Source organism: Pseudaminobacter sp. Soil_N_29, assembly GCF_057656055.1.
The window spans coordinates 192,775-213,433 of record NZ_JBDGLC010000005.1; the positions used below are offsets into that span (position 1 = coordinate 192,775).

The following is a 20,659-nucleotide window of genomic DNA, read 5'->3' on the forward strand; positions in this document are numbered from 1 at the left end:
CGCGATGGGCCTGAGACTCAATCTCGTCATCGGCGGCGTGCTGTGCGCCCTCATCATCACCGCGGCGGTGCTGGCCCCGTGGCTGGCGAGCTACAATCCGGTCATGGACGCGGACCTGATGAATGCGGAACTGCCGCCCGATGCGCAGTTCTGGTTCGGCACCGATGCGCAAGGGCGCGACGTCTTCACCCGCATTCTCTACGGCGCGCAGGTGTCGCTGACCGTAGGCATAGGCTCCCAGCTCATCAACACCATGATCGGACTGATATTCGGCATTTCGGCCGGCTATTTCGGCGGCTGGTGGGACGATCTCGTCAATGGCCTGACCAATCTGATGCTGTCGATCCCCTCGCTGATCTTCGCGCTGGCGATCATGGCCATTCTCGGCCCCGGTCTCGTCAGCCTGCTGATTGCGCTCGGCCTTACCAACTGGTCGTGGACCTGCCGCATCGCCAGAAGCTCGACGCTGTCGCTGAAAAGCCAGGGCTATGTGCAGGCGGCAAAGACGCTCGGCTATGGCGACGCCCGCATCATGGCCACCCAGATCCTGCCCAACCTGATCGGACCGGTGCTGGTCATCGCGACGCTCGGCATGGGCGACGCCATCCTCGCCGAGGCGGCGCTTTCCTATCTCGGCCTTGGCATCCGTCCGCCGCAACCGAGCTGGGGCAACATGCTGACCGATGCGCGCGAACTGATCGTGATAGCGCCATGGGCGGCCGTCTTCCCCGGCGTCGCCATTTTCCTCACCGTGCTTGGGCTCAATCTCCTGGGCGACGGCCTGCGCGACTGGCTGGACCCACAGATGAGGACGCGACGGGCATGAGCGGGGCACTGCTGGAAGTACAGGACCTCCGGATCGACATCGGGTCGGGCGACAGCCGGCACAATGCGGTGGAGAATGTTTCCTTCTCGATCGACCGGGGCGAGACCTTCGGGCTGGTGGGCGAATCCGGCTGCGGCAAGAGCATCACCGCGCTTGCCGTTATCGGCCTGCTGCGGCGGCCGCTGGCCGTCACCGGCGGCTCGATCCGGTTCAAGGGCCAGGATCTGCGCAGCCTTTCGGCGCGCGAGATGCGCAAGCTCAGGGGCAACCGCATCGCCATGATCTTCCAGGAGCCGATGACCGCGCTCAATCCGCTCTCTCCGGTTGGCCGGCAGATAGCGGAAATGTTCGTGCTGCATCAGGGCGCGACCTGGCATGAGGCCGAGAAGAAGGCCGTGGAGGCGCTGGCGAGCGTGCAGGTGCCTGCGCCCGACCAGCGGGTGAAGAACTATCCGCACCAGATGTCGGGCGGCATGCGCCAGCGCGTGATGATCGCCATTGCGCTCGCCTGCGATCCCGACCTGCTGATCGCGGACGAGCCGACGACCGCACTCGACGTGACGGTGCAGGCCGAGATCCTGAAGCTCATGCAGGAGCTTTGCGATGCGCGCGGCACCGCCGTGCTGATGATCAGCCACGACCTCGGCGTCATTGCGAAGATGTGCAGGCGCGTGGGCGTCATGTATGCCGGCCACATGGCCGAGGAGCGGGCGGTGGCGGATCTGTTCCGCACGCCGGCGCATCCCTATACGAGGGGCCTGCTCGGCTCCTTACCGCGGCTCGGCTCGCGCGGCGCCCATGGCCGCAAGCGCCTGCAGGAGATCGAGGGCGTCGTGCCCTCCATCGCCGATTTCCCAAAGGGCTGCCGCTTCGAGCCGCGCTGCGAACGAGCCACCGCGATTTGCGCCAGCACCCAGCCGGCCCAGGTCGACCTCGGAAACAATGGTTTCGTCAGGTGCTTCCATCATGAATAGCGCGCCAGAACCGCTGCTGCGGGTCGAGGACCTCAGCGTTCATTTCCCGGTACAGGGCGGCGTCTTCAGCCGCTCGGGCAGGCTAGTTCGAGCGGTCAACAATGTCAGCCTGACGCTGAACAAGGGCGAGTGCCTGTCGGTCGTCGGCGAGTCCGGCTGCGGCAAGTCCACGCTGGCGCTGTCCATCGTCGGCCTGCAGGCGCCGACGTCGGGAAGCATCCATTTCGAGGGCACGCCAATCACCGGAAAGGTGCAGCCCTCCCGCATCGAGCGTGCGCGCATGGCGCAGATCGTGTTCCAGGATCCCTATGCCTCGCTCAATCCGCGCCAGACGGTTTTCACCTCGCTTGCCGCGCCGCTCCGCCTGCACGGCATGGGTGGAAGCGAGGTCGAGGGCCGCGTGGAGGAGATGATGGGCCTGGTCGGGCTGAAACCGGACCAAGCCAGGCGCTTTCCGCACGAGTTTTCTGGCGGCCAGCGCCAGCGCATCGGCATCGCCAGGGCGCTCATACTCAATCCCAAGGTGGTCGTTCTCGACGAGCCGGTCTCGGCGCTCGACGTGTCGATCCGCGCGCAGATCATCAACCTGCTCTTGGAGCTGAAGGAGCGGCTGGAGCTTTCCTACATCATGATCAGCCACGATCTCAGCGTGGTCGAGCATATGAGCGACCGCGTGGCGGTGATGTATTTCGGCCAGATCGTCGAGACCGGGCGCTGGGAGAGCATCTTTGCCAACCCGATGCACCCCTATACGCGACGTTTGCTCGGGGCCATTCCCGACCCCTTCTCCGAGCTTTCCGGCAAGAACCTGGTCGATGAAGCGCAGGCGCCCCGGCCGCCTTCGGGCTACGACTATTATCCGAAGGAATTCGACAGGCAGGACGTCTACAGCGCGCCGCTTCCCTCGCAGCTCATGGCAATGGCCGGCGACCATTGTGTGCGGCTGGCGCCCCTGGCCTGAAGGGTTTTACCTGACTGATTTGCACGCCCGTGCCAAACTATCCAACATCCTCGTTTTGATTCAGGCTTCCATGACCGATCTCGACCATCCGGCACCCGATTTTTCGCGCGAGCAGGCCGGCAGGCTGGCCAGCGAGCACTTTGGCCTCGCGGGCGAGCTGAGCCGCCTCGACAGCGAGCGCGACCAGAATTTCCGACTCGTCTCGGATGCAGGGGAGTGGACGCTCAAGATCGTCAATGCCAGCGAGCCCGCCGTAGAGAGCGAGTTTCAGGCCGCATTGCTCGAGCATCTCGGAGCGGTCGCGCCGCAGCTTGCCCTGCCGCGCTTGCGCAAGGCCGCTTCGGGTGCAGCACTTGCCACCGTCACCACGGCGGCAGGTACCCGCCACGCGCTGCGCATGGTCTCGTGGCTTCCCGGCAGCCCCCTGGCCGAAAGCGAGCGCACGTCCGAGGTGCTTCATTCGCTTGGCCGCATGCTCGGCCGCATGGACTGCGCCCTGCAGGGCTTCATCCATCCCGGCGCGCTGCGGGTGCTCGACTGGGACGTGCGCCGCGCCGACCAATCCCGCGCGCGGCTGCATCATGTCGCCGATGCCGCCGATCGTGCGCTTCTGGCGCGCTTCCTCGACCGGTTCGACGCGACCGTGGCGCCACGCTTGCCGGCGCTGCGCGCGCAGGTGATCCACAACGACGCCAACGACTGGAACGTGCTGGTGGATCCGGAGCAGCCCGGCGAGGTGGCGGGCGTGATCGATTTCGGCGACGCGCTGCACACGGTCCTCATCGCCGAGGTCGCCGTGGCATGCGCCTATGCGATGCTCGACCAGGACGACCCGATCGGCGCTGCGGCACGCATCGCGGCCGGCTTCCATGCCGAATATCCGCTGCGCGAGGAGGAGGTCGACCTGCTGTTCGACCTGATCGCCGCGCGGCTGGCGATCAGCGTCACGCTCTCGGCCCAGCGCCGGGAGCGGACTGCCGACAATCCCTACCTGGCGATCAGCGAGGCGCCGGCCTGGCGGCTGCTTCGGCGGCTGGACGCGATGAATCCGCGCTTTGCCACCGCGATCCTTCGCCAGGCCTGCGGCTTCGACGCAGCGCCCGGCGCTGGAGCGATCGTGGATTGGATCAGCCGCAACGCCAAGAATTTCGCGCCGACAGTCCACCCGCACCCGGCCACGCTGGCCAAGGCGCTGGTGCCCTATGGCGAGGCGGATCATCCCATGACGGTGGCCTCCGCCGCGGCCGAGCCGCAAGCGGCCTCGGCGTGGTGGGACGCCCATGCGGCCGAGCACGGCATCGCGCTCGGCATCGGCCCCTGGGGCGAGGCGCGCACCGTCTATTCGGGCGACATGTTCCGTTCGCGCTTCGTGGAGGGCGAACGCCGCATCCACCATCTCGGCCTCGACCTGTTCATGCCGGCCGGCACGAAGCTCCACACGCCGCTGGCCGCCGTCGTCAAAAGCGTCGAGATCGAAGAGGACCCGCTCGGCTATGGCGGGCTGGTGGCCTTACTGCACGAGCCTGAAGGCTGCCCGCCCTTCGTCACCCTGTGGGGGCATCTTGCCCATGAGGCGGCGGCAAGGCTGAAGCCAGGCGACAGGCTGGAGGCGGGCGCGCTGGTAGGCGAAATGGGCAACCATGCCGAAAACGGCGGCTGGGCGCCGCACCTGCACCTGCAAATTTCGGCCGATCCGGAGTTGGCTGCGCGCGACATACTGGGTGTGGGCGAGGCACGCTATCTCGACGTCTGGCGCAGCCTGTTCCCCGATGCCGCCGCACTCGCCGGCCTGCCGCCCGAGACATTTGCGCAGACGGGCCGCAGCCGCGCCAATATCGTGGCGGCGCGCAAGGCCAGCCTGCTGCCCAACCTCTCCATCTCCTATTCCGAGCCGATCAAGTTTGTGCGCGGCGACGGCGCCTGCCTGATCGACGACCGCGGCCGCGCCTATCTCGACTGCTTCAACAATGTCTGCCATGTCGGCCATGCGCATCCGCATGTGGTCGAGGCGATCGCCACGCAAGCCGCCAGGCTAAACACCAACACGCGCTATCTGCACGATAACATCGTCGCCTATGCCGAGCGGCTGACGGCGACCTTGCCGCCGGAATTGTGCGTCGCTTCCTTCGCCTGTTCCGGCAGCGAGGCCAACAGCCTGATGCTGCGCATGGCGCGCAACCACACCGGCCGCGAAGAAGCGATCGTGCTCGACTGGGCCTATCACGGCACCACCCAGGAGCTGATCGATCTCAGCCCCTACAAGTACAAGCGCAAGGGCGGCAATGGCCGCATGCCGCATGTGTTCGAGGCGGCCATTCCCGACAGCTACCGCGCCCCGGCCGACTGGCCGGTCGAGGAGCACGCCAGGCGCTTTGCCGCGAGCGTGGCCGAGCAGATCGAGGCGATGCGCGGCCAGGGCCGCGCGCCGGCGCTGTTCCTTGCCGAATCCATCCCCAGCGTGGCCGGCCAGGTCTTCCTGCCGCAGGGCTATCTGAAGGAAGTCTACGCCATGGTGCGCGCGGCCGGCGGCCTGTGCGTGGCCGACGAGGTGCAGGTCGGCTTCGGCCGCGTCGGCAGCCACTGGTGGGCGTTCGAGACGCAAGGCGTGGTGCCCGACATCGTCACCATGGGCAAGCCGATCGGCAATGGCCATCCGATGGCAGCACTGGTGACGACGCGCGAGGTGGCGGCGTCGTTCAACAACGGCATGGAATATTTCAACACCTTCGGCGGCAATCCGGTGTCCTGCGCCGCCGGCCTGGCGGTGCTCGACGTCATCGAGCAGGGCGACCTGCGCCGCAACGCGGCGGAGATCGGCGCCTATCTGCTCGAACGCTTCCGCGACATGCAGGCACGCCATGAGGCCATCGGCGACGTGCGCGGCATGGGCCTGTTCCTCGGCATCGAACTGGTGGAGGACCGGCGCAGCAAGGTTCCTGCGACCGCGCTGGCCAAGAAGATCTGCGATGGCGTGCGTCGGCGCGGCGCGCTGATCGGCACCGAAGGGCCGCATGACAACGTGCTGAAGATGCGCCCGCCCATGATCTTCACGCGCGCCAATGCCGACCATCTGGTCGCGATCCTGGAGGAGACGTTCGAGGCGGTGTCGGCCGGCAGGGAATAATCGCACGTCAGCGATTTCGCGGTCCCCGTGGGCTGTTGCCCACGTCGGACCGCTGCGGCATCGCAACCCGCCCGATTTCGAGGCCTCCGAGAAAACATTTCCCCAATTTGTCGGTTTTGGAAATTTCATTCCTGTCAAATCCCGGCGCGGCGGGGCAATGGTGCATCCCATAGGAACCACCCCGACCAGACCAAGGGCGACAGCATGCTACGGAAAGTCACGGCTCAACGAATGTGCAGCGTCTTCGCATGACGCGGCGGCGATGCTATTCGCCATGGTGACCTGACTGAACCCTTGAGCTGAAAATGATACTCCCCACTGTCGCGGCCGATGCCGTCCGGCACGAGCCCGCGGAAGCCTCCCCCATGGTCACGTTCGAGCGCGTGACCAAACGCTTCGGCAATGACGCGAAATCCTTCACCGCGCTTGATGGCGTCGACATGGCCGTCGGCCGCGGCGAGATCACCGGCATCATCGGCCGCTCCGGCGCCGGCAAGTCCACCCTCGTCCGGCTCGTCAACGGGCTCGAAAAGGCAAGCTCGGGCCGGGTCGTCGTCGACGGCACCGAGGTCGGCGGGCTGACCGAGGCGGGGCTTCGCGGCCTGCGGCGGCAGGTCGGGATGATCTTCCAGCATTTCAACCTGCTGTCCTCGCGCACCGCATTCGACAATGTCGCGCTGCCGCTGGAGATTGCCGGTCTTGATCGCACCGCGATCAGGAAGAAGGTCGAGCCGCTTCTCGATCTCGTCGGCCTCGGCGACAAGGCGGCGCGATATCCGTCCGAACTGTCGGGCGGGCAGAAGCAGCGCGTCGGCATCGCCCGGGCGCTCGCCACGTCGCCGAAGCTGCTGCTCTCCGACGAGGCCACCTCGGCGCTCGACCCGGAAACGACGCAGTCGATCCTGGCGCTGCTGAAGCAGATCAATGCCGAACTCGGCCTGACAGTCCTGCTGATCACGCATGAAATGGAAGTGGTGAAGGCCATCGCCTCGCATGTCGCGGTCATCGACCGGGGCCGCATCGTCGAGCAGGGGCGCACCTTCGACGTCTTCACCGCCCCGCAACACGAGACGACGAAGATCCTGCTGTCGTCCACGCTGGGCACCAGCCTGCCGGAATGGCTGCGCTCCGGCCTGAAGGCCGAGCCATCCGCGGGCGACCGCATCCTCGTGCGGCTGACCTTCTTCGGCGCGACGGCCTTCCAGCCGCTCACGGCGCGGCTGGTCACCGAGATCGGCGGCGAGGTCAACATTCTCGCCGGCTCGATCGAGGAGATCGCCGGCGAACCTTTCGGCACCCTCGTCGTCGCCTATCCGGCGGCGCCCGAGATTCTCGAGCGCGCCAACCGCTTCTATGCCGCAACCGGCCTGTCCACGGAGGTGCTCGGCTATGTCGCCTGAGATGCTTTTCGGCCTGCTCTGGAAGTCGCTGCTGCAGACGCTGCACATGGTGGCCGTGTCCGGCCTGGTCGGGGCGTTGATCGGCCTGCCGATCGGCATCTTCCTGGCCACCAGCGGCAAGGACGAGCTTTTCCCGGCACCAAAGCTCAATTACGTGATCGGGCTTGTCGTCAACGCCGCGCGGTCAACGCCGTTCATCATCCTCGTCGTGGCGATCATCCCGTTCACCCGGCTTCTGACCGGCACTTCGATCGGCACCACGGCGGCCATCGTGCCCCTGACGATCGCCACCATTCCCTTCTTCGCCCGCCTGGTGGAGGCGGCGATCCGCGAGATCGACAAGGGGCTGATCGAGGCTGCCCGCGCCATGGGCGCGACGCCGATGCAGATCGTGTTCAAGGTGCTGCTGGCCGAGGCCCGGCCGGCCATCCTGCTTGCCTTCACCATGACCATCGTCAGCCTGATCGGCTATTCGGCGATGGTCGGCGCGGTCGGCGGCGGCGGTCTCGGCGATCTGGGCATCCGCTACGGCTATCAGCGCTTCATGCCGGAAGTGATGCTGGCAGTGGTGATCGTGCTGATCGTTCTCGTGCAGTTGGTCCAGAGCGCGGGCGATGCGCTTGCCCGCCGCTTCGACAAGCGCAACCGCAAGAGCTGATTTCAATCCCTCCCTCCCAAGTCGTGTAACATCAAGGAGATACACATGATGAAGTTCCTCGCCTCAGTGGCACTCGCCGCCCTCATCAGCGTTCCGGCGCTCGCCGAAGACATCAAGGTCGGCGTCACGCCGGGCGAGCACGCGCAGATCATGGAAAAGGTCAAGGAGATCGCCGCCACCAAGGGCCTCAACATCGAGATCATGGAATTCTCCGACTATGTGGTGCCGAACCAGGCGCTCGCCGACGGCGACCTCAACGCCAACTCCTTCCAGCACCAGCCCTATCTTGACAATCAGATCGCCGATCGCGGCTTCGATCTCGTCAGCATCGGCAAGACCATCACCACGCCGATGGGCGTCTATTCGAAGAAGGTGAAGAACCTCGGCGAACTCGCCGACGGCGCCACCGTCGCCATCCCGAACGACCCGACCAATGGCGGCCGCGCGCTTCTGGTGCTGGCCAAGGAAGGCCTCATCAAGGTCAATCCGGAAGCCGGCCTGAAGGCTGGCCCCGCCGACGTCACCGAGAACCCGAAGAACATCCAGTTCTCCGAACTCGACGCCGCCCAGCTTCCCCGCTCGCTCGACGACGTCGATGCGGCGGTCATCAACACCAACTACGCGCTGGAAGCCGGCCTGCATCCGAAGACCGACGCCATCGCCATCGAAGGCCAGGAATCGCCCTACGCCAACGTGATCGTCGTGCGCAGCGCCGACAAGGATGCGCCGTGGGCCAAGACGCTTGTCGAGTCCTACAATGACGACAGCATCAAGGCCTTCATCAACGAAGAGTTCAAGGGCGCGCTGATCCCGTCCTGGTAAGCGAACGCCGGGTTTTTGCCCGGTTGCAGAACTACGACGCCCGGCAGTGCCAGTGCCTGCCGGGCGTTTCCAAATGGCCCGCGACAGCGGACAGCCCCGCTCTTCCTTCACGGCTTGCGGGCAGGTGATGACTTCACCGGCCGCCAGACGCAGTTCCCGTCACGCCTCAGCAATTCGTCAGCTGCCTTCGGCCCCTCATCGCCGGAATCGTAGTTCGGGAAATCGGGCTTCTGCGCCGCCCAGGCGTCGAGCACCGGCTGCACGATGCGCCATGTCTGCTCCACCGTATCGGCCCGCACGAACAAGGTCTGGTCGCCGATCATGACGTCATAGATCAGCGTCTCGTATCCGACATTCGGCTCCTTCGGGAACCAGTCGTTGTAGCGGAAGTCCATCTTCACGGCGGCGAGATCCACCACCGGACCGGGGCACTTCACTTCGAACTGCAGCGAAATCCCCTCCTCGGGCGCGATGCTCAGCACCAGCCAGTTGGGGCGCAGCGAGGTGACCGGCGTGTCCTGGAACACCGCCGAGGGCGCCTGCTTGAAGCGCAGCGCGATTTCGGTGATCCGCTGCGGCATGTGCTTGCCCGTCCGCAGATAGAAGGGCACGCCGGCCCAGCGCCAGTTGTCGATCTCGAGCCGCATGGCGACATAGGTCTCGACGTTGGAGCCCGGCGCCACGTCCGGCTCGTCGCGATAGGCCCTCGCCGGCTTGCCCAGCACCGTCCCGGCGCGATACTGGCCACGCACCGCCCATTCCGGACTGGCGGCCGGCATTGCGGCGAAGACTTCTGCCTTCTTGTCGCGGACCGACGCGGCGCCGAAGCCGGTCGGCGGCTCCATGGCCACCATCGAAAGCAGCGCGAAGACATGGTTCGGCACCATGTCGCGCAGCGCTCCGGTCTGCTCGTAGAATTTGCCCCGCCGCTCCACGCCTATCGTCTCGGCAACCGTGATCTGCACATGGTCGATCCGGTCGCGGTTCCAGATCGGCTCGAACAGCCCATTGGCGAAGCGGAACGCCATGATGCTCTGCACCGTATCCTTGCCGAGGAAATGGTCGATGCGGTAGATCTGGTCCTCCGTCAGAGTGCGCAGAATGCGGGCGTTGAGTTCGCGTGCGGACTCCAGGTCATGGCCGAACGGCTTTTCGATAACCACGCGGCGCCAATGGGAACGCTTTCCCTCGCCAACTTCCTCTTCGGTGAGCCCTGCCTCGCCCAGCCGATCGACCACGGTCCCGAACAGCTGGCTGGCGACGGCGAGATAGAACATCGCATTGCCCTGCGTGCCCTGGGACCTTTCGGCCTCGTCAAGTGCTGCGCGGACTTTCTGGTATACATCGGCCGTGGTCAGGTCGCCCTGGACATAGGACATCCTGTCGGCAAGCCGGGTCCAGGCTTCCTCGTCGATCCGGTCTATCTCGAACCCGGCATCGGCATTGCCGACGAAGCTCTTGAGCATGTCGAGGAGATGCGCACGCCAGCTTTCGGTGGTTCCCTGCGCCATGTCCACGCCGATCAGCGCGAAGTGCTGCGGCAGCAGGCCGGTGCGGGAGAGATTGTACAGCGCCGGCACCATCAGGCGCTTGGTGAGGTCGCCGCCGGCCCCGAAGATCACCATGGCGCATGGGTCGGCGGGTTTCGGCACGCGGCGCGGCCCGGCTTCGACCGCAAATGCGGGCGCGCTTTCCGGCGCCGGCCGGTGGTTGGCCACGCCCCTACTCCGCCGCGCGAGGTTCGGGGTCGATGGGCTCGGCGCCCTCGACATGCCCGCCGAAACCGAAGCGCATGGCCGAGAGCAGCTTCTCTCCGAAAGTGTGCTTCTCCCGCGAGCGGAAGCGGGCAAACAGCGCGGCGCTGAGCACGCTGGCCGGCACCGCCTCCTCGATGGCTGCATCCAGCGTCCAGCGGCCCTCGCCGGAATCCTGGACATAGCCGGAGAACTTGCCAAGCTGAGGATCCTTCGCCAGCGCCGCCGCGCTGAGATCCAGGAGCCAAGAGGAAATCACGCTGCCGCGCCGCCAGACCTCGGCGATATCTGCCACGTTCAGCTCGTAGCGTTCGTCCTCCGGCAGGTCGGCCGAATCCTTGCCGCGCAATATGTCGAAACCTTCGGCATAGGCCTGCATCAGGCCGTATTCGATGCCGTTATGCACCATCTTGACGAAATGCCCGGCGCCGCAGGGACCGGCATGGATATAGCCGCGCTCGGCGCGGCTATCGCGCTCGCCGCGCCCCGGGGTGCGCGGAATGTCGCCCAGACCCGGCGCCAGCGCCGAGAAGATCGGATCGAGATGGTCCACGGCCTCCTTCGGGCCGCCGATCATCATGCAATAGCCGCGATCGATGCCCCAGATGCCGCCGGACGTGCCGCAGTCGACATACTGGATATGCTTGCTCGCCAGCTGCTTCGCGCGGCGGATATCGTCCTTGTAGAAGGAGTTGCCGCCGTCGACGACAATGTCGCCGGCCCCCAGCAGACCGCCCAGCGCGGTCACCGTCTCCTCCGTGATCTGGCCGGCGGGCAGCATGAGCCAGATCGCGCGCGGTCTTTCCTTCAGTGCCTGTACCAGCTCCGCCAGCGAGCCCGCGGCGGTCGCGCCTTCCCTCGCCAGCGCCTCGCGCGGCTGAGCATTGGTGTCGAACACCACGCAGCGATGCCCCGCCCGCATGAGGCGGCGCGAAATGTTGCCGCCCATGCGGCCAAGTCCCACTACGCCGATCTGCATTCGTCTCGCTCCTTATCTGAGCGCCGATTCCATGGCGTGCTTCAACTCCGCCAGCCCGGCGTCGACGTCCTTCAGGTGAACGCGCAACGCGCGGCGGCCGCGCTCCACCATCGCCTCGAGGTCGCCGCGCGCCTGGGCGGCCTTCACCACGCCGAAGCTGTAACCATGGCCGGGTACCTCTATATCGGCGGGATCGTCGCAGGTGATCTGCAGGAACACGCCCGAATTGGGCCCGCCCTTGTAGGCCTGCCCGGTGGAATGCTGGAAGCGCGGTCCGAAGCCGAGGCAGGTGGCGGCGTGGGTCCTGTCGCGAATGCGCGTGCGCATCGCCGTCAATGCCTGCTTATGTGCTTCGTTGCGCTGCATATAGGCCAGCAGCGCGATATAGTCGCCGGCCTTCGCGCCCGAACGCGCCCGCCGGAAGTGGCTGCGCAGATAGCCGGACAGCGTCCGGTGCGTGCCGATTTCCCTGGCGTCGCGGGGATCGGCATAGATGGCCACCCCGTTCTGGCGGAACACCGGCTCTTGCTCCGGCAGGCGGTGTGATTTCTCGTAGGCCGCGGTAAGCTCGCTCGTCTTCTTCTTGCTCGACTCCACGTCCGGCTGGTCGAACGGGTCGATGCCGATGATCGCGCCGGCCACGGCGGTCGCGACCTCCCAGCGGAAGAACTCCTGCGCGACATGCCAGCGATCCTTGAGCCTGATGCGCACGACGGGGTGGCCGGCCCGCTCCAGCGCCCGCATCATCTCGCGCTGGGCCGGGTCGGCCTGCGCCTCCAGTTCGATATGCACGAAGAAGCGATCACGTCCATAACGCCGCGGCTCGGCCAGGGGCTCGTCGGCCACCGGGATCAGCCCACGGTCGTGCTTGCCGGTGCTCTCGGCCAGAAGCTGCTCCAGCCAGGCGCCCAGCGCGTCGATCTGAGGCGATGCGATGATGGTCACCTTGTCGCGCCCGAAGCGGGTGGCGGCAACGCCCATGGCAATGCCTAGCCGCGCGCCGGGGTTCTCCGCCGGCGGCACGTCGGCGCCGCAAGCCCGCTCCATGTGCAGCGCCGTCTCGAGCAGGCGCCTTATATCGAGCCCCATCGCGGCTGCCGGCACCAGCCCGAACTTCGACAGCACCGAATAGCGGCCGCCGATGGAGGTCACGCCGTGGAAGATGTGGGCGAAATTCATGCGTCTGGCGCGGCGTTCCAGGGGCGAACGCGGGTCGGTCACGGCGACGAAATGCTCGCCCGCCCTGTCCATGCCGCGAAGCGCCGCGACACGGTCGAGAAAATAGTCGAGGAAGATGTTTGGCTCCAGCGTGCTGCCGGACTTGGACGAGACGATGAACAGCGTCTTGCCGAGATCGATGTCGCGCTCCACCGCCTTGATCTGCGCGGGGTCGGTGCTGTCCAGCATGTGGAAGCGCGGCCAGCCCGGCTGCGGCCCGAATGTCTGGGCAAGAACCTCCGGCCCAAGGCTCGAGCCGCCCATGCCCAGGAGCACGACGTCGCTGAACCCGCGCCGCTTCACCCCGTCCGCGAAATCCTGCAGCCGCTTGATGCCTGCCAGTTCGCGCTCGGCGACATGCAGCCAGCCGACCCATCGGTCCTCGTCGGTATTGTCCCACAGCGACTTGTCGCCGGCCCAGAGCTTGCGCATGCGCCCGGACTTGCGCCACTTTTCGGTCTCCTCCCGCAAGGCGGCAGTCATCTCTGCCGAACCCGCCGCGATCTCCAGGCTTGGCGTGTCGCCCTCCAGAAGCATGCGACGACGGCGTGCGATGGTGCCAAACAGCTTGTCGAAGGAATCGGCGAACTGCTGGACGCCGTCCCGGACCAGTTCCGCCGTGACCTCGTCCAGCGATATGCCGAGCTCCTCCAGGCTGGAGAGCATCGCGCGGGCGCCGGCAACGTCCTGCTCGATGGCGTCGGGCATCACCCGGCCGTGGTCGCGGAAGGCGGTCATGGTCGCGGGCGGGATGGTGTCCACCGTATCGCGGCCGACGAGCGCTTCGACATACATCGTGTCCGGATAGGCCGGGTTCTTGGTGCTGGTCGACGCCCAGAGCAGGCGTTGCGTCATGGCCCCGGCCGACGCCAGGCGGCGCCAGCGCTCTTCGGCAAAGATCGACTTGTAGAGGGAATAGGCGAGCTTGGCGTTGGCGATCGCCACCTTGCCGTGCAGGCGCTGCGCAGCTTGCTTGTCGGCCAGACCGTCCAGCCGCTTGTCCACCGCGGTGTCGATGCGGCTGACGAAAAAGCTGGCGACCGAACCTATCCTGGAAATATCGCCGCCGGCGCGCTGCAGGTCCTCGAGCCCCGAAATATAGGCCTCGGCCACCTGCTCATAGACCTTCACCGAAAACAGCAAGGTGATGTTGATGTTCAGGCCCTGTCTGGTCAGGGTCCGGATGGCCGGAATGCCCGCCGGGGTCGCCGGTACCTTGATCATCAGGTTGGGGCGGTTCACCGCCGCCCACAGCCGCATGGCTTCGTCTATGGTCGCCTCGGTGTCATTGGCAAGGTAGGGCGAGCACTCCAGGCTGATATAGCCGTCCCTGCCCCGTGTCTGGTCGTAAACCGGGCGCAGCACATCCGCGCCGGCGCGTATGTCGGCCACCGCCAGATGCTCGTAGATGGCGGAAACGCTGTGGTCGGAATTGGCCAGGAACCGCTTCAGCGAGTCGGCATATTCGTCGGTTTCGCCGATCGCCTTCTCGAAGATGGTGGGGTTAGAAGTGACGCCCTTCAGCCCGTCCTTCCGTATGAGCGCCGCCAGCTTGCCTTTGTCGATCAGGCTGCGTTTCATGTAGTCCAGCCATGGCGACTGGCCGCATGTTTCGAGTTGGATGAGCGGATTATTCATGGTCTCTGTCTCCTCGGCCCTCCATCTGGTCCCTGGCGGCGGCAAGCACCTCGTCGGGCGTGAAGCCGAACTTCTTGAGCAAGTCCTTCAGCGGCGCCGAAGACCCGAAGGTGTGCATGCCGATCTTGGTGCCCGTTTCGCCGACATAGCGGTCCCAGCCGATCTTGGAGCCCGCCTCCACCGACACGCGCGCCTTGACGTCGGGCGGCAGCACGCTGTCGCGGTAGGCCTGATCCTGCTGCTCGAAGAGTTCCCATGACGGCATGCTGACGACGCGCGCCGCAACGCCCTCCTGCCTCAGCGTCTCGTAGGCCTGGATGCAGAGCGCGACCTCGCTGCCGGTGCCCATGAGGATCACTTCCGGCTTGCCCTTCCCGCCATCTGCCATGACATAGGCGCCGCGCGCGACGCCCTTGGCCGAGGCATAGCGGGTACGGTCGAAGGTCGGCACCGGCTGACGGGTCAGCACGAGGCTGGCGGGCTGATGCTTCTGGCTGATGATGACCCGCCACGCCTCGACGACCTCGTTGGCGTCGGCCGGCCGCAACGTGATCAGGCCGGGAATGCTGCGCAAGGCGACGAGTTGCTCGATCGGCTGATGCGTCGGCCCGTCCTGGCCGACGCCGATGGAGTCATGCGTGAAGATGAAGATCACCGGCAGCTGCATGAGCGCGCTCAGCCGGATCGGCGGCTTCATGTAGTCGGAAAAGATGAGGAAGGTCGAACCGTAAGGCCGGAGCTTGCACAGCGCGAGCCCATTCACCACCGCGCCCATGACATGCTCGCGAATGCCGAAATGGAAGTTGCGGCCGCCATATTCGTGCGCCTCGAAATCTCCGGCCTGCTCGAACTTGAGAAGCGTCTTGGTGGATGGCGCGAGGTCGGCCGAGCCGCCGATCAGCCAGGGATAGCGCGGCGCGATGGCGTTGAGCGCCTTGCCCGAAGAGTCGCGGGTGGCGAGACCCTTGGCATCGGCCGGAAAGACGGGAAGGTCGGCGTCCCAGCCATCCGGAAGCTTGCGCTTCTGCATCCGGTCGAGCTCGTCGGCCAGCTGCGGATAGTGTTCGCGATACGCCTTGAACCTCTCCTGCCACGCCTTGCGGAGCTCCTTGCCACGCCTGCCGATGCCGGCACGGAAATGCTCGCGCACGCCGTCGGGCACCAGGAAGTGGGCGTCCTCCGGCCAGCCATAGGTTCGTTTGGCGAGGCGTATCTCTTCCACGCCGAGCGGCTCGCCATGGGCGGCGGCGGTGTCCTGCTTGTGCGGGGCGCCGTAGCCGATATGGCTTTCCAGGATGATCAGCGTGGGCACGTCCTTGGTGTGCCGGAACGCCTCGAGCGCCTGGGCGATGCGCTCCGTGTCGTTGGCGTCGCCCACCCGGCGCACGTTCCAGCCATAGGCGAGGAAGCGCGCCGCCACGTCTTCGGTGAAGGCGAGGTCGGTGTGGCCCTCGATCGTCACCCGGTTGCTGTCATAGATCCAGCACAGGTTTCCCAGCATCAGGTGCCCCGCCAGCGAGGCGGCCTCGCTGGAGACGCCTTCCATCATGTCGCCGTCGCCGCAGACCGTGTAGACGTCGTAGTCGAACATGGTGAAGTCCGGCCGGTTGAAATGCTTTGCCAGCCAGTCCCCCGCGATCGCCATGCCGACGCTGTTGGCGCAGCCCTGCCCCAGCGGGCCCGTCGTGGTCTCGACGCCGGTGGTCAGGTGATACTCGGGATGACCGGGGCACTTGCTGCCGATCTCGCGAAACCGCTCAATGTCCTCGAGCGAGACCGAGGGCCGGCCCAGCTCTTCATATTCCGCATCCACGGCCTTCACGCCGGTCAGGAACAGCATCGAATAGAGCAGCATCGAGGCATGCCCGTTGGAGAGCACGAAGCGGTCGCGGTTCGGCCAGATCGGGTCTTGCGGATCGAAGCGCAGGAAGTGCTGCCAGATCGTGTAGACCAGCGGCGCCAGGGCCATCGGCGTGCCGGGATGACCGGAATTGGCCTGCTGCACGGCATCCATCGACAAGGTGCGGATGGTGTTGATGCAAAGCAGTTCGATGGACCTGGCGCTCGGCTCTCCTTCCATCGCCAGGTTCGGAGCCCCAGTGCCCGCGCCTGCCCGGCGGCCTCGTTTCGCGCTCGGCTGAGCTACACCGGTTTGGGCGTGAATAGGATCCATCCTCGGGTCTCCTCCGCCATTGTGAAGCTTGGATTGGTTGGAGTTTGATCCAACGTAGGCGGCCAACGGGCTCGCGGTGATGTTCAGTTAAAACTAGGGGAGTCGCCCGGCGCGGAAAGGTGGCCAGCGCCCGATATTGCCGGCAGGCCGATCTTGCAGCGTTGCGCCCGACAAGAGTTGCTTGCCGAAGTGCGAATGCGACAGATGAAGTTCCGAACGCCCGGCGGTGCTATCGGCCGAGGCAGATTTGCCCATGTGCGCCGAAGAAGCAAATGCCACCGGAGCGCCTGGGGGCGCCACGCACACGGTCCAGGAACCGTGAATTGACCCAGCCATCGCGAGTGCGCCGAGACTCGACATGACACCAGCGGCGCGAGGAGGCGCATCGGGTAACGTTCACTCTCTCCCCGCTGCGCAGACGCCCGACGACGCGGTACTTGGGACCGGGTCCGGAGCGGACATCGACGCTGCGTGTGACGACTGCCCGGGCCGCCTCGGCGGGCACCACCGGCAGGACCATCGTTGTTGCTGCAAGGGCAGCCAGGATTGCCATTTGCTTCCCGTTCATGACTTGCCTCCGGTCGCGTCCATGCTTGACCCGGAAAAATAGGCCGGGATGGGCTGAAGGCCAGCCGCCGCCAACACTCTGCCTCGGCCGGCTGGACGGGAGCTTCGCGCCATGTAGCGCCAAGACAGGCAGATGCGCCGCTCGAAGTGGCCCAACGAAACCCTCCGAAACTGGCTGCATCTTTTGTGGCGGTTGACTGGAATGATGCGTTCAAATCAGGGAGCGCAAATGTACACCCCGCCTGCCTTCGCTGTTACCGACGCGGCCGAACTTTACGAAATGATCCGGCAGTGTCCCCTCGCAAGCTTCATCACCGCAACGCCGCAGGGCCCGATGGCCACTCCGCTGCCGATGCTTCTCGATGAGAATGAGGGAGAAAGCGGCGTCCTCTACGCGCATCTCGCGCGGCCGAACCCGCAGTGGCAGGCTGATGTCATCGGTCATGGGCTGGCGGTTTTCATGGGCCCGAACGCCTATGTCTCACCTTCCTGGTATGCATCCAAGGCTGAACATGGAAAGGTGGTCCCCACCTGGAATTACACGGCCGTGCAAGCAAGCGGACCAGTCGAGTTCTTCAGCGATGCCGAGCGGCTGCTTGATGTCGTGACCCGCCTCACCAATCTTCAAGAGGGCACCCGCCGGGCGCCCTGGGCGGTGACCGACGCGCCGCAAGCTTATGTCACCGCTCAACTGCGCGGCATCGTCGGTGTGCGCATGCCGATCGTGTCCCTGGAGGGGAAGCGCAAGATGAGCCAGAACCGGCCCGAGGCCGATCGCAGGGGCGTCAAGCAGGGGCTTGCCGCCAGCAGCCATGAAAGCGACCGTGTCGTTTCGGACCTGATCCCAATCGAGTGAGCAGTGCGAAGAGCATGGCCGTTCCACTGCGCTTAGCCGGTGAAGTCATGCTGATATCTCCCTTCCAATCCGCAGCACTTCCGAGACGAGCAAGGTGAGGTCATCCAGCCGCGTGCGGTGGTTGCAGATCGCTGCGCGCAGGCAATGCCGCCCGCCTATCGTCGTGTCGGACAACGCTGCCACGCCGGTTTCCTGCAGGCGCAGCATGATCTCGACATTGATCTGCTTCAGTTTCTCCTCGTCCTGGCCCTCAGCTGCGTAGCGGAAGCAGACGATGTTGATCTCCGGTTCGGTGACCAGTTCCAGGGGCGGATGCGACCGGACGAGATCGGCGAGGAAGGCGGCCTGGGCGACGTTCTGGTCGATCAATCGGCCGAACTTCGCGACGCCGTGCTCCATCAGCGCCATCCACACCTTCAGCGCTCCGAAACCGCGACTGGTCTGCAGGCCGAACTCGTAGAGCCATTGGCCCGAAGCGATGCCGCGCGACATGCCCTGGAGATATTCGGGCGACACGGCGAAGGTCTGCCGGTGTTTCATGTGGTCCCTGACGAGCGCGCAACCGACCTCGAATGGCGCGTGCAGCCATTTGTGCGGGTCGAGAGCGACCGAGTCGGCGCGTTCCATGCCCTTCACGCGCCAGGCATTGTTCGGTGCGATCGCCATCAGGGCGCCGATGCATCCGTCCACATGGAACCACAGGCCTTCCTCGGCGGCGATCTCGGCAAGTGCCGCGAGATCGTCGACCGCGCCTGAATTGACCGTACCGGCCGTGCCGATGATGCAAGCGGGCTTCCAGCCACGCTCCCGGTCCTCGGCGATGGCGGTGCGGAGGGCAGCAAGGTCGATCCGGTAGCGGGAGTCCGTCGCAATCCTGCGCAGCGCCTTGTTGCCGAGACCCAGCGTCTCGACAGCCTTGCGATGGCAGGAATGGACCTGGTCGGACGCGTAGAAGCGCAAGGGCCGGTCCAGCGCGGCAAGGCCTTCTTCACGCAGGTCGATCCCGGCCATGGCGTTGCGGGCGACCGTCAGGCCGATGAGGTTCGCCATCGAGCCGCCGCTGACCAGTGTTCCGCTCGCCGTGGCGGGAAAGCCGATCATGTCCCGCAGCCAGCCCACCACCTGCTGGTCGACCAAGGCGGCGGCATGGCTGCCGCCCCCGAGGTTGGAGCCCTGGATCGCGGCAATAAAGTCGCCCAGGGCGCCGGTGAAGTTGCTGGAGCCCATGTACCAGGACCAGAACCGCGGATGGGTATTGCCCATCGGATAGGAAAGCACGTTGTCCCGCACCAGCCGATAGACGTCCTCGACCGGCATCGGCCCCTCGGGAGGCGGAGCCCGGAACGTGGCTTCCACCTTCTCGGGCATGGGCCGCCACACTGGCCGCTCGCGCACGCGGGCGACGTGCTCCACCGCATCGTCCACGATCTGGTGTGCGAGTGCCGAAAGGGAGCCCCAGTCTGGAGGGTCGAGGCTTTCCACCCGGTCGAGCAATTCCTCGGCCGGGCCCGGCAGCTTCAAGGGATGAGCTTGCATCACACTCTCTCCCGATCTATTCGGCGGCGAGCTGGAAGCCGGGGGTGGAGCGCGAGAGCTCCATTTCCTCGGCGTCCATCTCCGCCGGGATCGTCTCGAAAAGCGGGGTCGAAAGGTAGCGCTCGCCCGTGTCGGGAAGCATGCACAGGATGACCGAGCCCGCCGGCGCACGGTCCGCGATCTGGCGTGCGACGGCGAAACTCGCGCCGCCCGACACACCCGTGAAGATGCCCTCCCCCTGCGCAAGAGCCCTCGCCCACTCCATCGCCTTGGGCCCGGCAATCGGCATCACCTCGTCACAGTAGTGCTCGTCGATCGCCTCCTGCATGACGTCGGGTATGAAATCCGGTGTCCAGCCCTGGATCGGGTGCGGCTCGAAGGCGGGATGGCTCGCGGCCGGCGCTCCGTCGGCGCCGCGCTCCTGCACCTGGCCGCTGGCGATCAGCTGGGCGTTGGCCGGCTCGCTGAGCACGATCTTCGTTTCCGGTCGTTCCCGGCGAAGCACGCGCGAGACGCCCACGATGGTGCCGCCGGTGCCGTAGCCGGTGACGAAGTAATCCAGGCGAGACCCCGCGAAGTCGTTGACGATTTCCCGGCCGGTCGTCGCTTCATGGATTGCGGCATTTGCCTTGGTCTCGAACTGGCGCGCGAGGAACCAGCCGTTCCTCTCGGCAAGTTCCACCGCCTTGCGGTACATGCCAAAACCCTTTTCGGCCCGCGGCGTCAGCACCACCTTGGCGCCCAGCATGCGCATCAGCCTGCGCCGCTCGATGGAGAAGCTGTCGGCCATGGTCACGACGAGCGGGTAGCCCTTCTGCGCGCAGACCATGGCGAGCCCGATGCCTGTGTTGCCGCTGGTCGCCTCGACCACGGTCTGGCCCGGTTGCAGCGCACCGCTGCGCTCGGCTTCCTCGATGATGGCGACCGCCAGCCTGTCCTTCACCGACGAGGCCGGATTGAAGAATTCCGCCTTGACGTAGATCGTGGCATTTTCGACGCCGAGATTGTTGATGCGGATCGCCGGCGTGTCGCCGATCGTCTCCAATACGCTGTTGAAGAGCCGTCCGCGGCCTTTCGTGGTCCTCAGTCCTGTATCTGTGAGCATGTGAACCTCGCTGTGCAAAGCGCCCGGTCCATGTCCTGTTTGCCGGGCGAGAAGCTTCCGGATGTCAG

Annotated in this window: 15 protein-coding genes; 8 read left to right on the top strand and 7 right to left on the bottom strand. The window is 65.8% G+C overall.

Annotated features, from left to right (window positions below; translation table 11 throughout):
• The first annotated feature begins 4 nt into the window (after positions 1-4).
• From AC3A4H_RS13670 to AC3A4H_RS13700, 7 genes are all read left to right on the top strand, one after another.
• On the top strand, positions 5-826 hold the full coding sequence (locus AC3A4H_RS13670) for an ABC transporter permease (RefSeq protein WP_348780069.1): 822 nt from the start codon (positions 5-7) through the stop codon (positions 824-826).
• Complete coding sequence (locus tag AC3A4H_RS13675; RefSeq protein WP_487767150.1) at positions 823-1,800, top strand: ABC transporter ATP-binding protein; 978 nt, start codon at positions 823-825, stop codon at positions 1,798-1,800. The genes AC3A4H_RS13670 and AC3A4H_RS13675 overlap by 4 nt, the downstream gene beginning before the upstream one ends.
• A complete protein-coding gene (locus AC3A4H_RS13680; RefSeq protein ID WP_487767151.1) occupies positions 1,793-2,761 on the top strand; it encodes an ATP-binding cassette domain-containing protein in 969 nt (322 codons plus the stop codon). The genes AC3A4H_RS13675 and AC3A4H_RS13680 overlap by 8 nt, the downstream gene beginning before the upstream one ends.
• Before the next feature lie 70 nt (positions 2,762-2,831).
• Positions 2,832-5,885, top strand: coding sequence for an aminotransferase class III-fold pyridoxal phosphate-dependent enzyme (locus AC3A4H_RS13685; protein WP_487767152.1), 3,054 nt, complete (start codon positions 2,832-2,834; stop codon positions 5,883-5,885).
• Positions 5,886-6,250: 365 nt separating this feature from the next.
• Positions 6,251-7,285, top strand: a complete 1,035-nt coding sequence (locus AC3A4H_RS13690) for a methionine ABC transporter ATP-binding protein (protein ID WP_487767312.1) — start codon at positions 6,251-6,253, stop codon at positions 7,283-7,285.
• The gene (locus AC3A4H_RS13695) at positions 7,275-7,943 is read left to right on the top strand and encodes a methionine ABC transporter permease (protein WP_348780073.1); all 669 of its coding nucleotides are present in this window, start codon (positions 7,275-7,277) and stop codon (positions 7,941-7,943) included. Before AC3A4H_RS13690 ends, AC3A4H_RS13695 begins: the two co-directional genes overlap by 11 nt.
• 45 nt (positions 7,944-7,988) lie before the next feature.
• Positions 7,989-8,765 carry a MetQ/NlpA family ABC transporter substrate-binding protein gene (locus AC3A4H_RS13700; RefSeq protein WP_487767153.1) on the top strand — a complete coding sequence of 259 codons (777 nt, stop codon included), beginning with the start codon at positions 7,989-7,991 and terminating at the stop codon, positions 8,763-8,765.
• A 107-nt stretch (positions 8,766-8,872) separates the two neighbouring features.
• Here AC3A4H_RS13700 and zwf read toward each other — a convergent pair whose 3' ends face one another.
• The 5 genes from zwf to AC3A4H_RS13725 all read right to left on the bottom strand — a co-directional run bounded on the left by zwf (position 8,873) and on the right by AC3A4H_RS13725 (position 17,275).
• Entirely contained in the window at positions 8,873-10,390 is a 1,518-nt protein-coding gene (gene zwf, locus AC3A4H_RS13705) for a glucose-6-phosphate dehydrogenase (protein ID WP_487767313.1), read from the bottom strand.
• Positions 10,391-10,487: 97 nt separating this feature from the next.
• The gene (gene gnd, locus AC3A4H_RS13710) at positions 10,488-11,498 is read right to left on the bottom strand and encodes a phosphogluconate dehydrogenase (NAD(+)-dependent, decarboxylating) (RefSeq protein ID WP_487767154.1); all 1,011 of its coding nucleotides are present in this window, start codon (positions 11,496-11,498) and stop codon (positions 10,488-10,490) included.
• 12 nt (positions 11,499-11,510) lie between these two features.
• Positions 11,511-14,354: a bifunctional transaldolase/phosoglucose isomerase gene (locus AC3A4H_RS13715; RefSeq protein WP_487767155.1), complete on the bottom strand. Its 2,844-nt coding sequence runs from the start codon at positions 14,352-14,354 to the stop codon at positions 11,511-11,513.
• On the bottom strand, positions 14,347-16,434 hold the full coding sequence (gene tkt / locus AC3A4H_RS13720) for a transketolase (protein ID WP_487767156.1): 2,088 nt from the start codon (positions 16,432-16,434) through the stop codon (positions 14,347-14,349). Before tkt ends, AC3A4H_RS13715 begins: the two co-directional genes overlap by 8 nt.
• A gap of 322 nt (positions 16,435-16,756) precedes the next feature.
• Positions 16,757-17,275: an SH3 domain-containing protein gene (locus AC3A4H_RS13725; protein ID WP_487767157.1), complete on the bottom strand. Its 519-nt coding sequence runs from the start codon at positions 17,273-17,275 to the stop codon at positions 16,757-16,759.
• Positions 17,276-17,323: 48 nt separating this feature from the next.
• Between AC3A4H_RS13725 and AC3A4H_RS13730 the strand changes: the two genes are divergently transcribed.
• On the top strand, positions 17,324-17,950 hold the full coding sequence (locus AC3A4H_RS13730) for an FMN-binding negative transcriptional regulator (protein ID WP_487767158.1): 627 nt from the start codon (positions 17,324-17,326) through the stop codon (positions 17,948-17,950).
• Between the two features lie 45 nt (positions 17,951-17,995).
• Here the strand turns inward: AC3A4H_RS13730 and AC3A4H_RS13735 are convergent, their stop codons facing one another.
• Positions 17,996-19,486 (bottom strand): pyridoxal phosphate-dependent decarboxylase family protein, encoded by a 1,491-nt coding sequence (locus AC3A4H_RS13735; RefSeq protein ID WP_487767159.1) that lies wholly within the window; start codon positions 19,484-19,486, stop codon positions 17,996-17,998.
• 16 nt (positions 19,487-19,502) lie between these two features.
• Complete coding sequence (locus tag AC3A4H_RS13740) at positions 19,503-20,591, bottom strand: PLP-dependent cysteine synthase family protein (RefSeq protein ID WP_487767160.1); 1,089 nt, start codon at positions 20,589-20,591, stop codon at positions 19,503-19,505.
• Between the last annotated feature and the right edge of the window lie 68 nt (positions 20,592-20,659).